The organism is Serratia bockelmannii, from assembly GCF_051803255.1.
Taxonomy (GTDB): domain Bacteria; phylum Pseudomonadota; class Gammaproteobacteria; order Enterobacterales; family Enterobacteriaceae; genus Serratia; species Serratia bockelmannii.
The window spans coordinates 4,619,016-4,636,872 of record NZ_CP196512.1; the positions used below are offsets into that span (position 1 = coordinate 4,619,016).

Sequence of the window (17,857 nt, forward strand, 5' to 3'; positions counted from 1 at the left end):
TAAACAGCCTAGTATCTTAGTGGAATACGATGTTTTCTTAAACTAAAGAAAAAGCCCCTGCATAACAGGGGCTTTGTATCGTTTTACCACGCAATGGCGGCGTAAAACGCCGCTAACCGACGGTATCGACAGGCATTATCGCCTGCAGGTTGTAGAGCGCGATCAGCGTTTTCAGGCGCTCGGTGGCGCCGAAAATTTTCAGCGCTACGCCGCGTTGGCGCTGCTCTTCCTGCAGATGCAGCAACAGCGCCAGCCCGGCGGAGTCCACGCGCTGCAGTTGCGCCACGTCGATCGCGGTTTTATCCGCCATCAGCGCGTCGCGCTGCCGCCACAGCGGCTGCAGCGTTTCCCGATCCAGTTCACCGCGCAGGATCAGCGTCTGCTGCTCTGATTCGAAGCTGAGCGCTGCCGACATCAGTTTTTCTTGTCCAGCGTGATAGGCTGCGCGGCGGCGGCCTGCAGCTGTTTGGTCAGGCCGTCGATGCCCTGGGTACGCAGCGTAGACGCCCACTCGTTCTGCTTGGTGGTGATCATGCTGACGCCTTCGGCGATCATGTCATACGCCTGCCAGTAGCCGGTTTTGCTGTTCTTGCGCCATTGGAAATCCAGACGCACCGGCGGACGGCCGCCGTTGTCGATGATGGTGACGCGAATAGCCACGATGTCGGCATTGCCCAGCGGCTGTTCAGGCGCGATCTGGTAAGTCTGGCCGTGATACATCGCCAGCGCCTGGCCGTAAGCCTGCTCCAGGTAAGCCTGGAAGGCGGTGAAGTAAGCTTCGCGCTGCGCAGGCGTTGCCTCTTTGTAGTAACGCCCCAGCACCAGCGCGCCGGCGTATTTCACCTGCACGAACGGCATCAGTTCCTGATGCACGATGGCACGCAGGTAGTTCGGGTCCTGCTTGATCTTCGACTGTTCGTTCTTCAAACGGCTGAAAGTCTTCTGCGCCGCGTCTTGCATCATGCTGTAAGGATTGGTTTGGTCGGCTGCGCTCGCCAGCGGTGCAACCACCAGCAGAGCCACCATCAGTAAACGTTTAAACATGCAGGTATCCTCTCTTAATGATTTGGAACAGCGGGTTGCGGTGCGGCGCCGGCAGCCGGCTCAGCGGCCGCGTCTCCCGATTTGGCGCTGTCCTGACCGCCGCTTTTATACAGGAACTGGCCGATCAGGTCTTCCAGAACCATGGCTGATTTGGTGTCCTGAATGGTACCCCCGTCTTTCAGGATGGTGGTGCCCATCTCAGGATCTTCAAAGCCCACGTTAAGCGCCAGATATTGCTCGCCCAGCAGGCCGGAGGTGCGGATCGCCAGCGAGCTGGTATCTGGGATTTGGTCGTACTTTTTCTGGATATCCAGCGCCACGCGCGGCGTGTAGGTTTTCGAATCGAGTTCGATGTCAGCCACGCGGCCGATCACCACGCCGCCAATCTTCACCGGCGAACGCGGTTTCAGGCCGCCGATGTTGTCGAACGTTGCGTAAATGCGGTAGGTCGGCTCGCTGCCGATCGATTTAAGGTTCGCCACCTGCAGGCAGATAAACACGATGGCGCACAGCGCGATCAGCATAAATGCCCCAACCCAGATTTCACTCTTCTTCGTTTGCATCGAATCAATTCCCAAACATCAGTGCTGTCAGCACGAAATCCAATCCCAACACCGCCAGTGACGAATGCACCACGGTACGCGTCGTCGCCCGGCTAATCCCTTCAGAGGTAGGCACGGCGTCGTACCCGTTGAAAATGGCAATCCAGGTTACGGTAATGGCGAATACCACACTCTTGATCAGGCAGTTGAGCAGATCTTTTTTCCACTCTACGGCGCCCTGCATCGCCGACCAGAAGAAGCCGCTGTCGATGCCTTTCCAGTCCACGCCGACCACCGAGCCGCCCCAAATGCCGATCGCCACGAAAATGATGGTCAACAGCGGCATGCTGATCAGCCCCGCCCAGAAGCGCGGCGCCACGATGCGCCGCAGCGGATCGACCGCCATCATTTCCAGGCTGGAGATCTGCTCCGTCGCCTTCATCAGGCCGATTTCCGCCGTGAGCGCGGAACCGGCGCGGCCGGCGAACAGCAGCGCCGTGACCACCGGCCCCAGTTCGCGCAGCAGCGACAGCGCCACCATCATGCCGAGGCTGGCCTCGGCGCTGTAGGTGGTGAGCACGATATAGCCCTGCAGGCCCAGCACCATGCCGATAAACAGCCCGGAAACCATGATGATCAGCAGCGACTGCACGCCGACGCTGTAGAGCTGTTTCAACAACAGCGGCCACTGCTTGCCGGGTTCCGGCCGGCCAATCAACGCGTTGAACAGCATCAACCCGGCGCGGCCGAAGCTGGCGCTGGTGTTGATGCCACTGCGCCCCAACGACGCTAACGCTCTTAATAACATGAGCTTATTTACTCCCTAAGCCTAGCAGTTCGGCCTGATAATCCCCGGCCGGATAGCGGAACGGCACCGGCCCATCCGCTATACCATCCAGGAACTGGCGCACGCGCGCATCAGGATTGTTCTGCAATTGCTGCGTGGTGCCTTCAGCGATCACCCGGTGATCGGCCACGATGTAAGCGTAGTCAGCGATGCTCAGCACCTCCGGTACGTCGTGCGACACCACGATGCAGGTAATGCCCAGCGCATGGTTCAGCTCGTCGATCAGCTTGACCAGCACCCCCATGGTGATCGGATCCTGGCCAACGAAAGGTTCGTCGAACATGATCATTTCCGGGTCCAGCGCGATCGCACGCGCCAACGCCGCCCGGCGCGCCATACCGCCGGAAAGCTCATTGGGCATCAGCTGAGCCGCGCCGCGCAGCCCCACGGCTTCCAGCTTCATCAGCACCGTGCTGCGCAACAAAGGCTCCGGCAGGTTGCTGTGCTCGCGCAGCGGGTAAGCCACGTTTTCGAATACGGTCAAATCGGTAAACAGCGCGCCCGACTGGAACAGCATGCTCATCTTTTTGCGCGCGTCGTATAACTGACGGCGGGACAACGCGGGAATGTTGTCGCCGTCGAACCAAATCTCCCCGCTGTCCGGCGCCAGCTGGCCGCCTATCAGGCGCAGCAGCGTGGTTTTGCCGATGCCCGATGGCCCCATGATCGCCGTGACCTTACCGCGAGGCACCGTCAGGTTGATGTCTTCAAATATCCGTCGGTCGCCGCGCGAGAAGCTCATGTCGCGCACTTCGACCAAATTATCTGCCTTTTGGAGCATGTTAATGGACCCTTTACGACTCATCTTTTGCTGAATCTACCCGTGATGTTAAAGCAATGGGCGCAATCCGTCTCATCTTTACAAAAACTTACTGCCATTTCGCAACCAATGGTGCCATTGGTTTTACTTTTCCGCGCCACCCGGTCAAAATTGGCGCCATAACGAAAAAAAACGAAACTGTTCAACAATTAGCCGGGAAAAACCGTTGCTGCGGCTCAAACGCGCGCAACGGAGGGCAAGCAATACCGCCGCATTGACGGCTTTAACCAACGAACCGGGATAATACCCGACAAAGGACCCTGCATGTTTCTCGCGATAGCATTATTAATCGTTGGTTTATTTCTACTGGTGTATGGTGCAGACCGCTTAGTTTATGGTGCTGCCGTGATTTCCCGCTCGCTCGGCGTACCGCCGTTGATCATCGGCATGACCATCGTCGGCATCGGCACGTCGCTGCCGGAGCTGATCGTGTCCACCACCGCCGCGTTGAACGGGCAGATAGATATGGCCGTTGGCAACGTATTAGGGTCCAACATCACCAACATCTTATTGATCCTGGGGGTGGCGGCGCTGATTCACCCGCTGGCCGCGCGCTCCGAGATACTGCGGCGCGAACTGCCGCTGATGTTAGCGGTCACAGTATTGTGCGGTTTCGTGTTGATGGACGGTACCCTGAGCAGGCTGGACGGCGTGCTGCTGCTGACCGCCGCCGCCGGCTTCATCTTGTTGATGCTGAAAATCGCGCGGCTGGCGCAGCGCGAGGGAAGCGACAGCCTGACTATGGAGCAGATCGCCGAACTGCCGCAGGACAGCAGCAATACCGTGGCGGTGCTGTGGCTGGTGCTGGCGTTTATCATTCTGCCGCTCTCTTCCAGAATGGTGGTCGATAATGCGACGGTGATTGCACACTATTTCGGCCTGAGCGAACTGGTGGTCGGTTTGACCATTATCGCCATCGGCACCAGCCTGCCCGAACTGGCCACCTCCATCGCCGGGGCGCTGAAGGGCGAGGATGATATGGCGATTGGGAATATCATCGGCTCCAATATTTTCAACACGGTGATCGTGCTGGGCGTACCCGCCCTGCTGTCGCCGGGCAGCGTGGATGCCGCCGCCTTCCAGCGCGATTACTGGGTGATGCTGGCGGCCAGCGTGCTGCTGAGCGTGCTGTGCATTGGCCGCAAACATCGCATCGGCCACCTGGCGGGCGCGCTGTTATTATGCGGCTTTATTGCGTATCTTGCGGTGCTGTTCTTTAACCCTTTCAGTACTTTCGGCTAAACCGACGGGAATGAGTATGTCGAACATTGAGTTGCAACCGGGCTTCGATTTTCAACAGGCCGGCAAAGAAGTGCTTCAGATAGAGCGTGAAGGGCTGGCTCAGCTCGACAGCTATATCAACGCGGACTTCACTCGCGCCTGCGAAACGATCGCCGCCTGCGGCGGCAAAGTGGTGGTGATGGGCATGGGCAAATCCGGCCATATCGGCTGTAAGATCGCCGCGACCTTCGCCAGCACCGGCACCCCCTCATTCTTCGTTCACCCGGCGGAAGCCAGCCATGGCGATTTGGGCATGGTCACCCCGCAGGACATCGTGCTCGCCATCTCCAACTCTGGCGAGTCCAGTGAGATCCTGGCGCTGATCCCGGTGTTGAAACGCCAACAGATCACCCTCATCTGCATGACCAACAATCCGGAAAGTTCGATGGGCAAAGCAGCGGATATCCACCTGTGCATCAAGGTGCCGCAGGAGGCCTGCCCGCTGGGGCTGGCGCCGACCACCAGCACCACCGCCACGCTGGTGATGGGCGATGCGCTGGCCGTCGCGCTGCTGAAGGCGCGCGGTTTCACGCCGGAAGATTTCGCGCTGTCGCATCCGGGCGGCGCACTCGGCCGTAAACTGCTGCTGCGGGTGAGCGATATCATGCACAGCGGTGACGAAATGCCCCACGTCAGTACCGACGCCTCGTTGCGCGACGCGCTGCTGGAAATCACCCGTAAAAATCTGGGCCTGACGGTTGTCTGCGACGATCTGATGAAAATCGCCGGCATCTTCACCGACGGTGACCTGCGCCGGGTGTTCGACATGGGCATCAACCTGCACGAAGCGAAGATCGCCGATGTCATGACGCCGGGCGGCGTGCGGGTGCGCCCCAACATCCTGGCGGTCGATGCATTGAACCTGATGCAACAACGCCACATCACTGCGCTGCTGGTTGCCGATGGCGACCAACTGCTGGGTGTGGTACATATGCATGACATGCTGCGCGCCGGCGTCGTTTAATTAAGGAATAGAACAAAATGAGTATGGTAGAAACCTGCTACGGGCCGGTAGAACAAGAGGTTATGGCGCGTGCCGGTAACATCCGCCTGTTGATTTGCGACGTTGACGGCGTGCTGTCGGACGGCCTGATCTTCATGGGCAACAACGGTGAAGAACTGAAGGCGTTCAACGTGCGCGATGGCTACGGCATCCGCTGCTTGAAAACCTCGGACATCGAGGTGGCAATCATTACCGGACGCTCCGCCAAGCTGCTGGAAGACCGTGCGCAAACGCTCGGTATCACCCATCTGTATCAGGGGCAATCCGATAAGCTTTTGGCCTTCCGTGAACTGTTGGATAAACTGTCGTTAACGGCGGATCAGGTCGCCTATATCGGCGATGACCTGATCGACTGGCCGGTGATGGCGCAGGTCGGCCTGGCGGTCGCGGTGGCGGACGCCCACCCGCTGCTGACGCCGCGCGCCCACTACGTCACCCGCATTGCCGGCGGCCGCGGTGCGGTACGCGAACTGTGCGACATCATTCTTTTGGCTCAAAATAAGCTGGAGGACGCCAAAGGGCTGTCGATATGAGTAAAACCAAACTGTGGATCACCATCCTGTTGACGGTGATCGTTCTGGCGCTGATCGGCTGGAACATGACGGACTTCAGCGACGACACGGCCCCGGGCCCGGTCAACGATCAGGATCCGACTTACCAGAGCCAGCACACGGTCACCGTGGTGTACAACCCAGCCGGCAAGCTGAATTATAAACTGGTGGCGGAAGACGCGAAGTATTACACCGCCGGCGAGCTGAGCTGGTTCACCCAGCCGGTGATGACGCTGTTCGATGAGAATGCGGTGGCCACCTGGTCAGTTCGCGCCGATCGCGCCAAACTGACTAAAGACCGGATGCTGTATCTGTATGGTCACGTCGAGGTTAACAGCCTGACCACCACCTCGCAGCTGGAAAAAATTAAGACGGACAACGCTCAGGTAAACCTGGTCACCCAGGACGTCACCTCCGATGACGAAGTCACGCTTTACGGGACCAATTTTACCTCTAACGGCATGAAAATGCGTGGGAACCTGCGGACCAAAACCGCTGAGCTGATTGATAAGGTTAAGACCAACTATGAAATTCAGAACCAAAAACCAACTCCGTAACCTGTTGCTCGGCAGCTTAGTTTTGGCCGCCAGCGCCCCCGCTCTGGCGCTGAAATCCGACTCCAGCCAGCCGGTCAGCATCGACTCGCTCAAGCAGTCGTTGGACATGCAAAGCAACGTCAGCACCTTCACTGACAACGTGGTGATCAAACAGGGCACCATCGATATTCGCGCCGACAAGGTGGTCGTCACCCGCCCGGGCGGAGATCAGAATAAGACCTATATTGAAGCGTTCGGCAACCCGGTAACCTTCTACCAGATGCAGGACAGCGGCAAGCCGGTCAAAGGCCACGCGCAAAAAGTGCGCTACGACGTGGCGACCCAGCTGGTGACCCTGACGGGCAACGCCTATCTGGAGCAGCTCGACAGCAACGTGAAAGGCGATCGCATCACCTATCTGGTGCAACAGCAGCAAATGCAGGCGTTTAGCGACAAAGGCAAACGCGTGACAACGGTTCTGGTACCGTCGCAGTTGCAAGACAAAAACGGGCAAAAAAAGAGTAACTAATCACTTATGGCAACACTCATCGCAGAAAACCTGGCGAAAGCCTACAAGGGCCGTAAAGTTGTCGAAGACGTCAGCCTGAAAGTGAAATCCGGCGAGATCGTCGGCCTGCTCGGGCCGAACGGCGCCGGTAAAACCACCACCTTCTACATGGTGGTCGGCATCGTGCCGCGCGACGCCGGGCGCATCGTGATCGACGAAGAAGACATCAGCCTGCTGCCGCTGCACGCCCGCGCGCGCCGCGGCATCGGCTATCTGCCGCAGGAAGCGTCGATCTTCCGCCGCCTGAGCGTGTACGACAACCTGATGGCGGTGCTGGAGATCCGTCCCGATCTCACCAGCGAACAGCGCGAAGACCGCGCCAAAGAGCTGATGGAAGAGTTCCATATCTCCCATCTGCGCGACAGCCTCGGCCAGGCGCTGTCCGGCGGCGAACGCCGCCGCGTCGAAATCGCCCGCGCGCTGGCGGCCAACCCGAAATTCATTCTGCTGGACGAACCCTTTGCCGGGGTGGATCCGATTTCCGTTATCGATATCAAGAAAATCATCGAGCACCTGCGTGACAGCGGCCTGGGCGTGCTGATCACCGACCACAACGTGCGCGAGACGCTGGACGTGTGTGAACGCGCCTACATCGTCAGCCAGGGCAAACTGATTGCCCACGGCACGCCGGATGCTATTCTGGCCGACGAGCAGGTTAAACGCGTTTATCTGGGCGAAGAGTTCCGCCTCTAAGCGCCGGCGCGCCCTGCGGGGCGACACCGTTAACGGAAGTAGACAGAAAACTATGAAGCAAGGTTTGCAACTCAGGCTCAGCCAACAGCTGGCCATGACACCTCAGCTCCAGCAGGCGATCCGCCTGCTGCAGTTGTCCACGCTTGAGCTTCAGCAAGAGATCCAGCTGGCGCTGGAGAGCAATCCGCTGCTTGAACAGACCGATCTGCACGACGAAATCGACGCCAAAGAAACCCAGGAGACCGAGGGGCTCGATACCCGCGAGGCGCTGGAACAGAAAGACATGCCGGAAGAGCTGCCGCTGGACGCCACCTGGGATGAGATCTACACCGCCGGCACACCGTCCGGCACCGGCACCGACTACAGCGACGACGAGCTGCCGGTCTATCAGGGCGAAACCACCCAAACGCTGCAGGATTATCTGATGTGGCAGGTGGATCTGACGCCGTTTTCCGATACCGATGCCGCCATCGCCACTTCCATCGTCGACGCGGTGGATGACACCGGCTATCTCACCGTCCCGCTGGAAGACATTCTGGAAAGCCTGGGCGACGAGAACGTGACCCTCGAGGAAGTCGAGGCGGTGCTGAAGCGCGTGCAGCGTTTTGATCCGATCGGCGTCGCCGCGCGCGATCTGCGCGATTGCCTGCTGGTGCAGCTCTCCCAATACGCCAAAGATACGCCTTATCTGGCCGAAGCGCGGCTGATCATCAGCGAGCATCTGGATCTGTTGGCCAACCATGACTTTCGCAGCCTGATGCGATCAACCCGGCTAAAAGAAGATACACTGAAAGAAGCGATGCTGCTGATTCAGTCGCTCGATCCGCGCCCGGGGCAGTCGATCAATACCGGTGAATCGGAATATGTGATTCCGGACGTGCTGGTACGCAAGACGCAGAACAAATGGACGGTCGAGCTCAACGGCGACAGCGTGCCGCGTTTGAAGATCAATCAGCAGTACGCCGCGCTGGGCAACAGCGCCCGCAGCGAAGCCGACGGCCAGTTTATCCGCAGCAACCTGCAGGAAGCCAAGTGGTTGATTAAAAGCCTGGAGAGCCGCAACGAAACGCTGCTGAAGGTCACCCGCTGCATCGTCAGCCAGCAGCAGGCGTTCTTCGAGCAAGGCGAAGAGTTTATGAAACCCATGGTGCTGGCGGATATCGCCCAGGCCGTGGAGATGCATGAATCGACGATCTCGCGCGTTACCACGCAGAAGTTTCTGCACAGCCCGCGCGGCATTTTCGAATTGAAATATTTCTTCTCCAGCCACGTGAATACCGACAGCGGCGGCGAAGCCTCCTCGACGGCGATCCGCGCGTTGGTGAAGAAATTGATTGCGGCGGAAAACCCCGCCAAACCACTCAGCGACAGCAAGCTGGCCACCCTGCTCGCCGATCAGGGGATCATCGTGGCCCGGCGCACCGTCGCCAAGTACCGAGAGTCTTTGTCCATCCCGCCGTCGAACCAGCGTAAACAGTTGGTTTGACCTCTATTGAGAAGGAAGACACTATGCAGCTCAACATTACCGGACACCACATCGAAATCACCGATCCGTTGCGCGAGTTCGTGAACAACAAGTTCGCCAAACTCGAACAGTATTTTGATCGCATCAATCAGGTGTATGTTGTATTAAGTGTGGAAAAAGTGCAGCAAATTGCGGAAGCAACGGTGCACGTGAATGGAGGCGAGTTGCACGCCACCTCGGAAGACGAGAATATGTATGCCGCAATTGATACGCTGATCGATAAATTGGCACGTCAATTGAACAAACATAAAGACAAATTGAAGCAACACTGACACCCTAACCCATTCCGTGAGGTTGCCTCCGTCGCAGCCTCGCCCTTCGGCGCGTGACCCGCATGGGTGACGCGCCGAACGGTAATCAGGGTTAAAACCGACGAAAAACCGCCTTGCCGGGTGCGCCCGGCGGCGCGGTTTTAAGTGAAGATGAGATGAACAACGAATATATGCAATTAAGCTCGGTGTTAAACATCGAGTGCACCAAAAGCTCGGTACACTGCACCAGCAAGAAGCGGGCTTTGGAAATTATCAGCGAACTGGCCGCCAAACAGCTCAATCTGCCTTCGCAGGTGGTGTTTGACGCGGTTCTCACCCGGGAACGCATGGGCAGCACCGGTATCGGCAACGGTATCGCCATTCCCCACGGCAAACTGGAAGAGGACACACTGCGGGCCGTTGGCGTGTTTATCCGTCTCGACCAACCCATCGCTTTCGACGCTATCGACAACCAGCCGGTCGACCTGCTGTTCGCGCTGCTGGTGCCTGCCGATCAGTGCAAAACCCATTTGCATACCCTGTCGCTGGTCGCCAAACGCCTGGCCGACAAAACCGTATGCCGCCGCCTGCGCGCCGCGCAAAGCGACGAAGAACTTTACCAAATCATCACCGAGTGATACCCGGTCGGCGTGACTTCCAGCCCGGATAACGTTACTGTTTCACGATGATGGATCCGGCCTCGGCCGGAATAACAAAGTTTACACCGGTGGCGATGAACGCCGCCGCGATGCCAGGGGAGTTGCCACATGGTGCTGATGATTGTCAGCGGCCGTTCCGGTTCCGGAAAATCCGTCGCCTTGCGGGCGCTGGAAGACATGGGTTTTTACTGCGTTGACAACCTGCCGGTGGTTCTGCTGCCGCAGCTCGCCAATACGCTGGCGGAACGCAATATCTCCGCGGCGGTCAGCATCGACGTGCGCAACATGCCGGAATCGCCGGAAGTGTTCGAATACGCGATGACTCAACTGCCGGACAGCTTCTCGCCGCAGCTGCTGTTCCTCGACGCCGATCGCAACACGCTGATCCGCCGTTACAGCGACACCCGCCGCCTGCACCCGCTCTCCAGCAAAAACCTGTCGCTAGAAAGCGCCATTGACGAAGAGAGCGATCTCCTCGAACCGCTGCGCTCCCGGGCCGACCTGATTATCGACACCTCGGAAATGTCGGTGCACGAACTGGCCGAAATGCTGCGCACCCGCCTGCTCGGCAAGCGCGAACGCGAACTGACCATGGTGTTCGAATCCTTCGGCTTCAAGCACGGTATTCCGATCGACGCCGACTACGTGTTCGACGTGCGCTTCCTGCCGAACCCGCACTGGGATCCGAAGCTGCGGCCGATGACCGGTCTGGACAAGCCGGTAGCGTCGTTCCTCGATCGCCATACCGAAGTGCACAACTTCATCTACCAGACCCGCAGCTACCTGGAACAATGGCTGCCGATGCTGGAAACCAACAACCGCAGCTACCTGACGGTCGCCATCGGCTGTACCGGCGGCAAACACCGTTCGGTGTACGTGGCGGAACAGCTGGCCGATTACTTCCGCTCGCGCGGCAAGAACGTGCAATCGCGCCACCGCACGCTGGAAAAGCGCAAGCAATGACGGTCAAACAGACGGTTGAAATCAAAAACAAGCTGGGCATGCACGCGCGCCCGGCGATGAAACTGTTCGAACTGGTGCAAAGCTTCGACGCCGAAGTGATGCTGCGCAACGAAAGCGGCACCGAAGCCGAAGCCAGCAGCGTCATCGCGCTGCTGATGCTGGACTCCGCCCAAGGTCGGCACATCGAAGTCGAAGCGACCGGCCCCGATGAAGTCAACGCGCTGGCGGCGGTGGTCGAGCTGTTCAACTCCGGGTTTGATGAAGATTAGTCGCTGAGGGCACTTCTGCGCCCAATCACTCACATGCCCCTCAACTCCGGCTCAGGCAGTCCAGCGCCACCGCTTTGAAGCTGTCGAAGCTGTCGCTGCCCAGCAGGCGGCTCATTGAGCGTTCACGCACGAAGGTGACGAACAGCTCGTAGATCGCCATCGCCTCTTCATAGTCGCTCTTGCTGATCGCCAGCAGGAAAATCACGTGCGCGATCTCACCTTCCCCCCAGGCGACCCCCTGCGGCGCCAGCAGCGTCACTACCACGGTCTTTTTCGCCAGCAGCCCCAGCGAGTGCGGCAGCGCGATGCCTTCACCCAGCAGCGTGGAGACGATCGCCTCACGTTCGACCAGCGACGGATAAAAGTCCGCGCCGACGTACCCTTCCTGCTCCAGCTGGCCGCACACCCGGCTGAACAGCTCCGCCTGCGTCAGCGGCTCGTTGAGCACCATGAAATGCTCGGCGTCGAAAAACTTCTCCAGCATGTACGGTTTGGTGCGATCCACCAGCACCAGCTTGCCCAGTTGCTCCAGCTGATAATCGGTCGGGAACGGCGACATTACCACCACCGGCTTGTTCTTTTCGCCGATGCGGGCGTTGGAAATCACGAAGTCTTCGTCGATGTGCGCAAGCATCTCGTAATCGCGCAGCGAGACGATGCGCGTCATCACCAGCTGCGGGTACTTGCGCGCAATCTGCGCCTGGATCATCCGCACCGTTGAGTTGCCGGTATCGCACACCAGCATCACCTGCGGGTGGCGTTCATAACCGATGTTGTAATGCCGCTCCAGCCCCACGCCAATATGTAACACCAGATAGCCTATCTCGTTCTCACTCAGGGTATAGGGGGTGTATTTGCCCCAGCTGGAGACCGCCGCCAGCGTCACGTCGTAAGCCATCGGATAGTGCTGCTTGATATTGGCCAACAGCGGATTGGGGATATTGATCTGGTATTTCACCCGCGTAATCATGGTTTTGATATGGGTGAGCAGGTCGGCCCGCAGCTGCTCGTCGCCCTGCAGGTTGTAGTTATAGTGTGCGTTGATGTAGGACAGGATGTAGTCCACCAACGCTTCTTCATCGTCGGCATTGATCTCGGTCGGTTGCACGTCCTGCACGCGGCGCGCGGCGATGTTGACCCGCAGATAGGCCTCTTCGGCCATCGAGATCTCTTTGCCGGAGGCCGCACGCAGCTCCGCCGCCAGGCGGGTCGACACCTGGCGCACCGCGTCGTCGCCGTCCTCCACCTCGAAGTCCGGCAGCGGATAGCCGTCGTTGATGCGCCGCAGCGCCACCGCGCAGTAGAAAATCAGGTACTGTTCGCCCTCATCGGTCAGGCGAATGGCATATTGCGACAACAGCGGATGCAGCAATCCGGCGAACGCCGCTACCTGCGGCTGCAGCAGGATCTCGTTGTTGAGCAGCGGGTTCTCGGCATCGGCCAGCTGCAGCTGGAACAGCAGATCGGTGAGGCAGGCGCGGATCGCCATCTCGGCGCCGAACAGCTTCATGCCGTAGCGCGGTTTGGTTTCGATCGTCAATTGATAGTGCGCCAGACGTTCCCTCACCTCAGCCATGTCGTTTTGCAACGTACCGCGGCTGACGAACCATTCGTCGGCCAGATCTTCCAGTTTAAGGGAGAAGGCTGAGGTCAAAAAACGCACCAGCAGATAATGCACCCGCTCTTGCGCGCTGCGCGGGGTAGCATGCTTGCGGCGCTCCTGATGCTGCAGGGCGCTGAACAGCGCGGCGTTATCGACCTGCAGGCGATAGCCGGCCCCGCGGTTATGCACGAAACGCGCGCCGTATTTATCCAGGATCTCGTTCAGCGCGGTGATATCCGCCCGCACCGTGCGGGTAGACACGGCGAAACGCTTCGCCAGCTCATCCTGCGGCAAAGTCTCGGTTTGTAAAGCATCGAACAAGTAAGCCAAACGCGGGTAAGGAAATCGCACCATTCTGTGTCCGTCAATCAGGCAACCCGCCCGGTGAACCGGGCGGGCCACGGGTTACTTCGGCGGCGGCAGGAACGCCATTTGCGAGGGGCTGCCGATCGGCAGATAGCCGCCCACAAAGCTGAGTTTGCCATCCGTCGGGTTGACGCTGAAGCGGGTGACGTTATCGCTGCGCTGGTTCAACGCATACAGATAGCGGCCATCCGGGCTCAGCGCCAGCGAACGCGGATAATCGCCACGCGTCCAGGTTTCCGCCACCGGTTTCAACTTGCCGCCGGCGCCCACGCTGAACTGGGCAATGCTGTTATGCAGCCGGTTGGCGACGTACAACGTGTCGCCGTTCTTGCTGAGCGCCAGCCCCGAAGCGAAGCTGGTACCCTGATAGTCGGCGGGCAGCGCGGAAACTGCATGCAGTTGTTTCAGAGTACCTTTTTGGCGATCAAAACGGTAGCTGGTCAACGTCGAAGCCTCTTCGTTCACCAGCAGCACGGTGTCGCCGTCCGGATGAAACACAAAGTGGCGCGGGCCGGCGCCGGCGGACGAGGCAGCGATCCACGGTGGATCGTTCGGCGTCAGCCGGCCGCTCGCGGCGTCAAAGCGCCATTGGTAGATGCGATCCAATCCCAGATCGGTAGAGAACACAAACTTGCCGCTTGGATCGCTGGCGATCATATGGGCATGCGGGCCGTTGTGATCGCTGATGGCGAAGCTGCCGTTCACCGCCGCCGCCGGTTTGGCCGCGCCCGCCGGGCCCTGTTGTTGCTGCACCGAGCTGGCGGTGCCCAGGCGGCCGTCCGCTTCGATCGGGAAAGCCGCCACGCTGCCGCTGACGTAGTTCGCCACCAGCAGATGCCGCCCGTCCGGCGTCGATGAGAGATACACCGGCCCCGCCCCCTGCGAATCCACCTGGTTGAGCTGCGTCAGGCCGCCGTCGGCCGGATTGACCCGGTAGGCGGTGATGCCGCCGTGCTTACCGCCGTTGAAATCGGCCACTTCGCTGGCGACATACAGCGTTTTGCCGCCGACGCCCAGCGTCAGCTGCGCCGGATTCGGCACGTTGCTGACCAGCGTGGCGTGGCTCAGCGCGCCGCTGGCCGGATCGACCTGCACCCGGTAAACGCCTTCGCCGTTGGGATTGTAGGTGCCAATATAGGCGAAATGAGATGACGTGGAATTCATTGCATCCTCAGCATGCAGCGCCGGGCCGGTCACGGCCAGCAGCGCCAGGAACAACGCGGTGCGTCGGGTTGGAGCCTGCCAGTTTCGCATAGTAGTCCTCTGTATAGGTAACGGCGCGGCATGCCGCGCCACGGGAAAACCTTCGCCTCCCAGCGTTTACCTCATCCCATTGTGCGTTCAGCCCACCAGCTTTTTGGTCATCGCCAGCAGGGTTTTCACGTCCTGCGGACGCGTGTCGCCGCTGGCGGCGTCGATGATCGAGCTGTAGATATGCGGGATCACGCGTTTCACGCCGGCCGCCAGCGCGATCTCGACGATCGGCTCAAAGTTCTCCAGATCGATGCCGCCGGTCGGCTCCAGCATAAAGTCATGCTCGGCGCAGGCCTTGGCGACGTACTGGTATTCGTCCTTGCACTTCAGGCCGCCCATCGGGAAATACTTGATGGAGCTGCCGCCCATGTCCTTCAGCAAGGCGATGGCGGTTTCCACCGGCACGATGCCGTCCGGCGCCGCGGCGCTCAATGGGCCGGTAGAAATCTTCACCCAACCGACGCGGCCGGTCGGCGACACCAGGCCGTTGACCACGCTGTCGTTCTGGCCCAGCAGCGCGCGGCTAGCGCCGACGCCGGTAAACACCTGGTTAACGTGCTGCGGCTGCACCTGCTGAGCGATCAGGCTGACCATCGCCGACTGCTTCGGATCGCCGGCGCCCAGGCCGACCGACAGCGCGTTTTCGATCAGGCGCGCATAGCGCAGCATGTCGGTCACCGCGCTGTCGACGTCCGGGTAGTTCTTGGAGAGCACGCCCACCAGCACATGGCCTTCCGCCGCGGCGTAGATGTCCTGCGCGTTGGCTTTGGAGCCGGCGAGCACGTTCAGGCAGACGCGGTCGCGATAGTAGTTAGGCTGCAGCTTCATGCTTGTTTCTCCGTAAACAGGTTTTTGATACAGCTAAAGACGATCATCAGCTGTTGCTCGTCGACGCTGCGCACGTCGACCTCAATCTTGCCCTCGTTGGCCTTATAGCCGCGGAAGTAGATGGCGATATCGCCGGTTTTCAACGCCTGGACGATGTCATAGGTCGAACGCCCCAGCACCGCTTCGTCAAAGGCGATCTCGGCGCGGGCGATATCGCGGCCGGCGCTGTCCCAGACGGTCTTGGCGCTGACGCCGGTCAGGGTGTTGAGGCTGTTGAGGAATGGCGTCATCCGCTCCACCATCTGTTGCCCGGTGGTTTTCTCAAGCGTCAGATAGCTTTCAATCGCCTGCGTCAGGCCGAGGATGCCCTCTTTACCGACCTTCATCGCCCGGCCGATGCCGCCGGATTGCAACTTCACCCACTCGACGTACTGTTTCTTGCCGACAACCAGACCGCTGGTCGGCCCCTCGATGGCTTTGGCGCCGCTGTAGATCACCAGATCGGCCCCCATCTGGTAGTAACACATCAGATCTTCTTCCGCCGCGGCGTCGACGATCAGCGGCAGGTTATGCTTGCGCGCCACCACCGCCGCCTGTTCGACGGACAAAATGCTTTTCTGCACGCAGTGGTGCGATTTGACGTACAGGATCGCCGCAGTCTGCGGCGTGATGCAGGCTTCAATCTGCTCCGGCGAACATTCGTTGGCGTACCCCGCCTCCACCACCTTGCCGCCGCCCAGCGCCACCATGGTGTCCACCGGCGCGCCGAAGTTGACGTTGTGGCCGCGCGGCAGCACGATCTCGCGCGGCACGGTCACCGGCATCGAGTGCAGGTTCACCAGCAGATTGGCGTTATCTTTAACGATCACCGCCGCCACCGACTGGGCGATGCCCGCCGAGGCGCAGGAGACGATCACCGCATCTTCCACGTTGAGCAGATCGGCGATGTAGGCGCCGGTCTTGTTGACCAGATCCTTGATTTCGAAATAGTGGTTCAGGCCGTAATCAACGGCGTCGATCACGTCCTGGCGCGGCGTGGAAACGCCGAGAATGGTCATGCGGCCGGAGGTGTTGATCACCTGCTTCAAACCGTATTTTTCATAAATCGAAGACATGGCTTGCCTCCCCTTGTTCGGTTAATAGGATTTCCCCGGCCACCACCGCAGCCAGCGGCACCAGCAGCCGTTCGCCCTCGGCGGTTTGCCCTTCGGCGTCAGCGAAGACCTGCGGTTCGCGGCGCAGCTCAAACAGCGTGAAATCGGCGTCATAGCCCGGCTCCAGCCGCCCTTTGCCGCTCAGCTGCAGCGCCGACGCGGCGTTCTCCGTCACGCAGGCGATCACCTGCGGCAGCGTCAGGCCGACGCTGAAGAATTTGGACATCACCGTCGCCAGGCTGTGTACCGGTCCGTTCATGCGGTTGCGGCAGTAAATATCGGAGCTGATGGTGTGCGGCAAAATACCCAGCGTGATCGCCTGGCGCGCCACCTCGAAGCTGAAGCTGGCGGTGCCGTGCCCCACGTCGAGCAATACGCCGCGCCGCAGCGCGCGCTGGATAGACTCGCGCAGCGCGCCCGCCGGCGTCAGAATGCGGTTCGGTTTGCCGTTGTAGCAGTGGGTGATGATGTCGCCACGGGTCAACAGATCGGCAATCTCGTCCAGATCCGGCGGGTTATTGCCGATATGCACCATCAGCGGCAGCTGGCGGTTTTCCTGCTGGATCTCTTTAGCCAACACCAGCGGGCGGGTGCCGTTCTTGCCCACCACGCTGCTGCTCATGCGCGCCTTGATACCGATGATGAAACCGGGATGGTTGGCGATGGCCTGGCCGGCCTCGCGCTTGTCGATGTCCGTCAACTCCGCCAGCTCGTTCTGCCGCAGCAGGCCGATGCGCGAGATATTGAGGAAGGCGAAAACGTTGGTTTTGGCGCTGCGCGTCAGTTGATAAAAGGCGTCGATATCGTCGGCGCCGGTGCTGCCGGCATCGACCACGCTGGTGACGCCGCTGGCGACGCCGACCCGATCCGGCTCGTCATGATAAATCGGCGATTCGGTATAGCAGTGCACGTGCGCATCGATCCAACCGGCGCTCAGGCGGCAGTTGCCCGCCAGATCCAGCTGGCGAACGGCGCTGATGTCCGCCGCCAGCCGCCCCACCGAGGCTATTTTGCCGTCTTTCACCGCCAGATCGATCAGCGTATCGTCCGCCAGTCTGGCGCCTCTGATTACTAAGTCATACATACCGCATTGCTCCTGT

21 protein-coding genes are annotated in these 17,857 nt (G+C 59.9%); 11 read left to right on the forward strand and 10 right to left on the reverse strand.

The window, feature by feature from the left end; genetic code table 11:
- Positions 1–112 precede the first annotated feature (112 nt).
- The 5 genes from mlaB to mlaF are packed head-to-tail and all read right to left on the reverse strand — an operon-like array spanning position 113 to position 3,214.
- Positions 113–415 carry a lipid asymmetry maintenance protein MlaB gene (mlaB, locus tag ACSJLU_RS21980; RefSeq protein WP_025304371.1) on the reverse strand — a complete coding sequence of 101 codons (303 nt, stop codon included), beginning with the start codon at positions 413–415 and terminating at the stop codon, positions 113–115.
- Positions 415–1,044 (reverse strand): phospholipid-binding protein MlaC, encoded by a 630-nt coding sequence (gene mlaC, locus ACSJLU_RS21985; RefSeq protein WP_380826353.1) that lies wholly within the window; start codon positions 1,042–1,044, stop codon positions 415–417. The genes mlaB and mlaC overlap by 1 nt, the downstream gene beginning before the upstream one ends.
- A 14-nt stretch (positions 1,045–1,058) precedes the next feature.
- Positions 1,059–1,607, reverse strand: coding sequence for an outer membrane lipid asymmetry maintenance protein MlaD (gene mlaD / locus ACSJLU_RS21990; RefSeq protein WP_025304373.1), 549 nt, complete (start codon positions 1,605–1,607; stop codon positions 1,059–1,061).
- Between the two features lie 4 nt (positions 1,608–1,611).
- Positions 1,612–2,394 carry a lipid asymmetry maintenance ABC transporter permease subunit MlaE gene (gene mlaE, locus ACSJLU_RS21995; RefSeq protein ID WP_004937059.1) on the reverse strand — a complete coding sequence of 261 codons (783 nt, stop codon included), beginning with the start codon at positions 2,392–2,394 and terminating at the stop codon, positions 1,612–1,614.
- A 4-nt stretch (positions 2,395–2,398) separates the two neighbouring features.
- Positions 2,399–3,214, reverse strand: coding sequence for a phospholipid ABC transporter ATP-binding protein MlaF (mlaF, locus tag ACSJLU_RS22000; protein WP_043141965.1), 816 nt, complete (start codon positions 3,212–3,214; stop codon positions 2,399–2,401).
- Between the two features lie 303 nt (positions 3,215–3,517).
- Here mlaF and ACSJLU_RS22005 point away from each other — a divergent pair, with 303 nt between their 5' ends.
- The 11 genes from ACSJLU_RS22005 to npr all read left to right on the forward strand — a co-directional run bounded on the left by ACSJLU_RS22005 (position 3,518) and on the right by npr (position 11,552).
- A complete protein-coding gene (locus ACSJLU_RS22005) occupies positions 3,518–4,495 on the forward strand; it encodes a calcium/sodium antiporter (protein ID WP_033644493.1) in 978 nt (325 codons plus the stop codon).
- A gap of 16 nt (positions 4,496–4,511) precedes the next feature.
- A complete protein-coding gene (kdsD, locus tag ACSJLU_RS22010) occupies positions 4,512–5,498 on the forward strand; it encodes an arabinose-5-phosphate isomerase KdsD (RefSeq protein WP_141999026.1) in 987 nt (328 codons plus the stop codon).
- Between the two features lie 17 nt (positions 5,499–5,515).
- Positions 5,516–6,070: a 3-deoxy-manno-octulosonate-8-phosphatase KdsC gene (gene kdsC, locus ACSJLU_RS22015; RefSeq protein ID WP_141999028.1), complete on the forward strand. Its 555-nt coding sequence runs from the start codon at positions 5,516–5,518 to the stop codon at positions 6,068–6,070.
- Positions 6,067–6,645 (forward strand): LPS export ABC transporter periplasmic protein LptC, encoded by a 579-nt coding sequence (lptC, locus tag ACSJLU_RS22020; RefSeq protein WP_004937047.1) that lies wholly within the window; start codon positions 6,067–6,069, stop codon positions 6,643–6,645. The genes kdsC and lptC overlap by 4 nt, the downstream gene beginning before the upstream one ends.
- Positions 6,614–7,153 (forward strand): lipopolysaccharide ABC transporter substrate-binding protein LptA, encoded by a 540-nt coding sequence (lptA, locus tag ACSJLU_RS22025; RefSeq protein WP_025304377.1) that lies wholly within the window; start codon positions 6,614–6,616, stop codon positions 7,151–7,153. The genes lptC and lptA overlap by 32 nt, the downstream gene beginning before the upstream one ends.
- 6 nt (positions 7,154–7,159) lie before the next feature.
- On the forward strand, positions 7,160–7,885 hold the full coding sequence (gene lptB, locus ACSJLU_RS22030; RefSeq protein WP_004937040.1) for an LPS export ABC transporter ATP-binding protein: 726 nt from the start codon (positions 7,160–7,162) through the stop codon (positions 7,883–7,885).
- A gap of 52 nt (positions 7,886–7,937) precedes the next feature.
- On the forward strand, positions 7,938–9,371 hold the full coding sequence (gene rpoN / locus ACSJLU_RS22035) for an RNA polymerase factor sigma-54 (protein WP_043141961.1): 1,434 nt from the start codon (positions 7,938–7,940) through the stop codon (positions 9,369–9,371).
- Positions 9,372–9,394: 23 nt separating this feature from the next.
- On the forward strand, positions 9,395–9,682 hold the full coding sequence (gene hpf / locus ACSJLU_RS22040) for a ribosome hibernation promoting factor (RefSeq protein ID WP_004937038.1): 288 nt from the start codon (positions 9,395–9,397) through the stop codon (positions 9,680–9,682).
- Positions 9,683–9,837: 155 nt separating this feature from the next.
- Complete coding sequence (gene ptsN / locus ACSJLU_RS22045) at positions 9,838–10,299, forward strand: PTS IIA-like nitrogen regulatory protein PtsN (RefSeq protein WP_016930212.1); 462 nt, start codon at positions 9,838–9,840, stop codon at positions 10,297–10,299.
- 129 nt (positions 10,300–10,428) lie between these two features.
- Entirely contained in the window at positions 10,429–11,283 is an 855-nt protein-coding gene (gene rapZ, locus ACSJLU_RS22050; protein ID WP_015379177.1) for an RNase adapter RapZ, read from the forward strand.
- On the forward strand, positions 11,280–11,552 hold the full coding sequence (npr, locus tag ACSJLU_RS22055) for a PTS phosphocarrier protein NPr (protein WP_004937034.1): 273 nt from the start codon (positions 11,280–11,282) through the stop codon (positions 11,550–11,552). Before rapZ ends, npr begins: the two co-directional genes overlap by 4 nt.
- Before the next feature lie 40 nt (positions 11,553–11,592).
- Here npr and ACSJLU_RS22060 read toward each other — a convergent pair whose 3' ends face one another.
- The 5 genes from ACSJLU_RS22060 to ACSJLU_RS22080 all read right to left on the reverse strand — a co-directional run bounded on the left by ACSJLU_RS22060 (position 11,593) and on the right by ACSJLU_RS22080 (position 17,841).
- Entirely contained in the window at positions 11,593–13,509 is a 1,917-nt protein-coding gene (locus ACSJLU_RS22060; RefSeq protein ID WP_342096555.1) for a BglG family transcription antiterminator, read from the reverse strand.
- A 51-nt stretch (positions 13,510–13,560) separates the two neighbouring features.
- A complete protein-coding gene (locus ACSJLU_RS22065; RefSeq protein ID WP_342096554.1) occupies positions 13,561–14,775 on the reverse strand; it encodes a lactonase family protein in 1,215 nt (404 codons plus the stop codon).
- An 87-nt stretch (positions 14,776–14,862) separates the two neighbouring features.
- Positions 14,863–15,603: a 2-dehydro-3-deoxy-phosphogluconate aldolase gene (gene dagF / locus ACSJLU_RS22070; RefSeq protein WP_025304381.1), complete on the reverse strand. Its 741-nt coding sequence runs from the start codon at positions 15,601–15,603 to the stop codon at positions 14,863–14,865.
- Positions 15,600–16,718 carry a DgaE family pyridoxal phosphate-dependent ammonia lyase gene (locus tag ACSJLU_RS22075; protein ID WP_261464290.1) on the reverse strand — a complete coding sequence of 373 codons (1,119 nt, stop codon included), beginning with the start codon at positions 16,716–16,718 and terminating at the stop codon, positions 15,600–15,602. Before ACSJLU_RS22075 ends, dagF begins: the two co-directional genes overlap by 4 nt.
- Positions 16,702–17,841, reverse strand: coding sequence for an amidohydrolase/deacetylase family metallohydrolase (locus ACSJLU_RS22080; protein ID WP_342096553.1), 1,140 nt, complete (start codon positions 17,839–17,841; stop codon positions 16,702–16,704). The genes ACSJLU_RS22075 and ACSJLU_RS22080 overlap by 17 nt, the downstream gene beginning before the upstream one ends.
- Positions 17,842–17,857 lie beyond the last annotated feature (16 nt).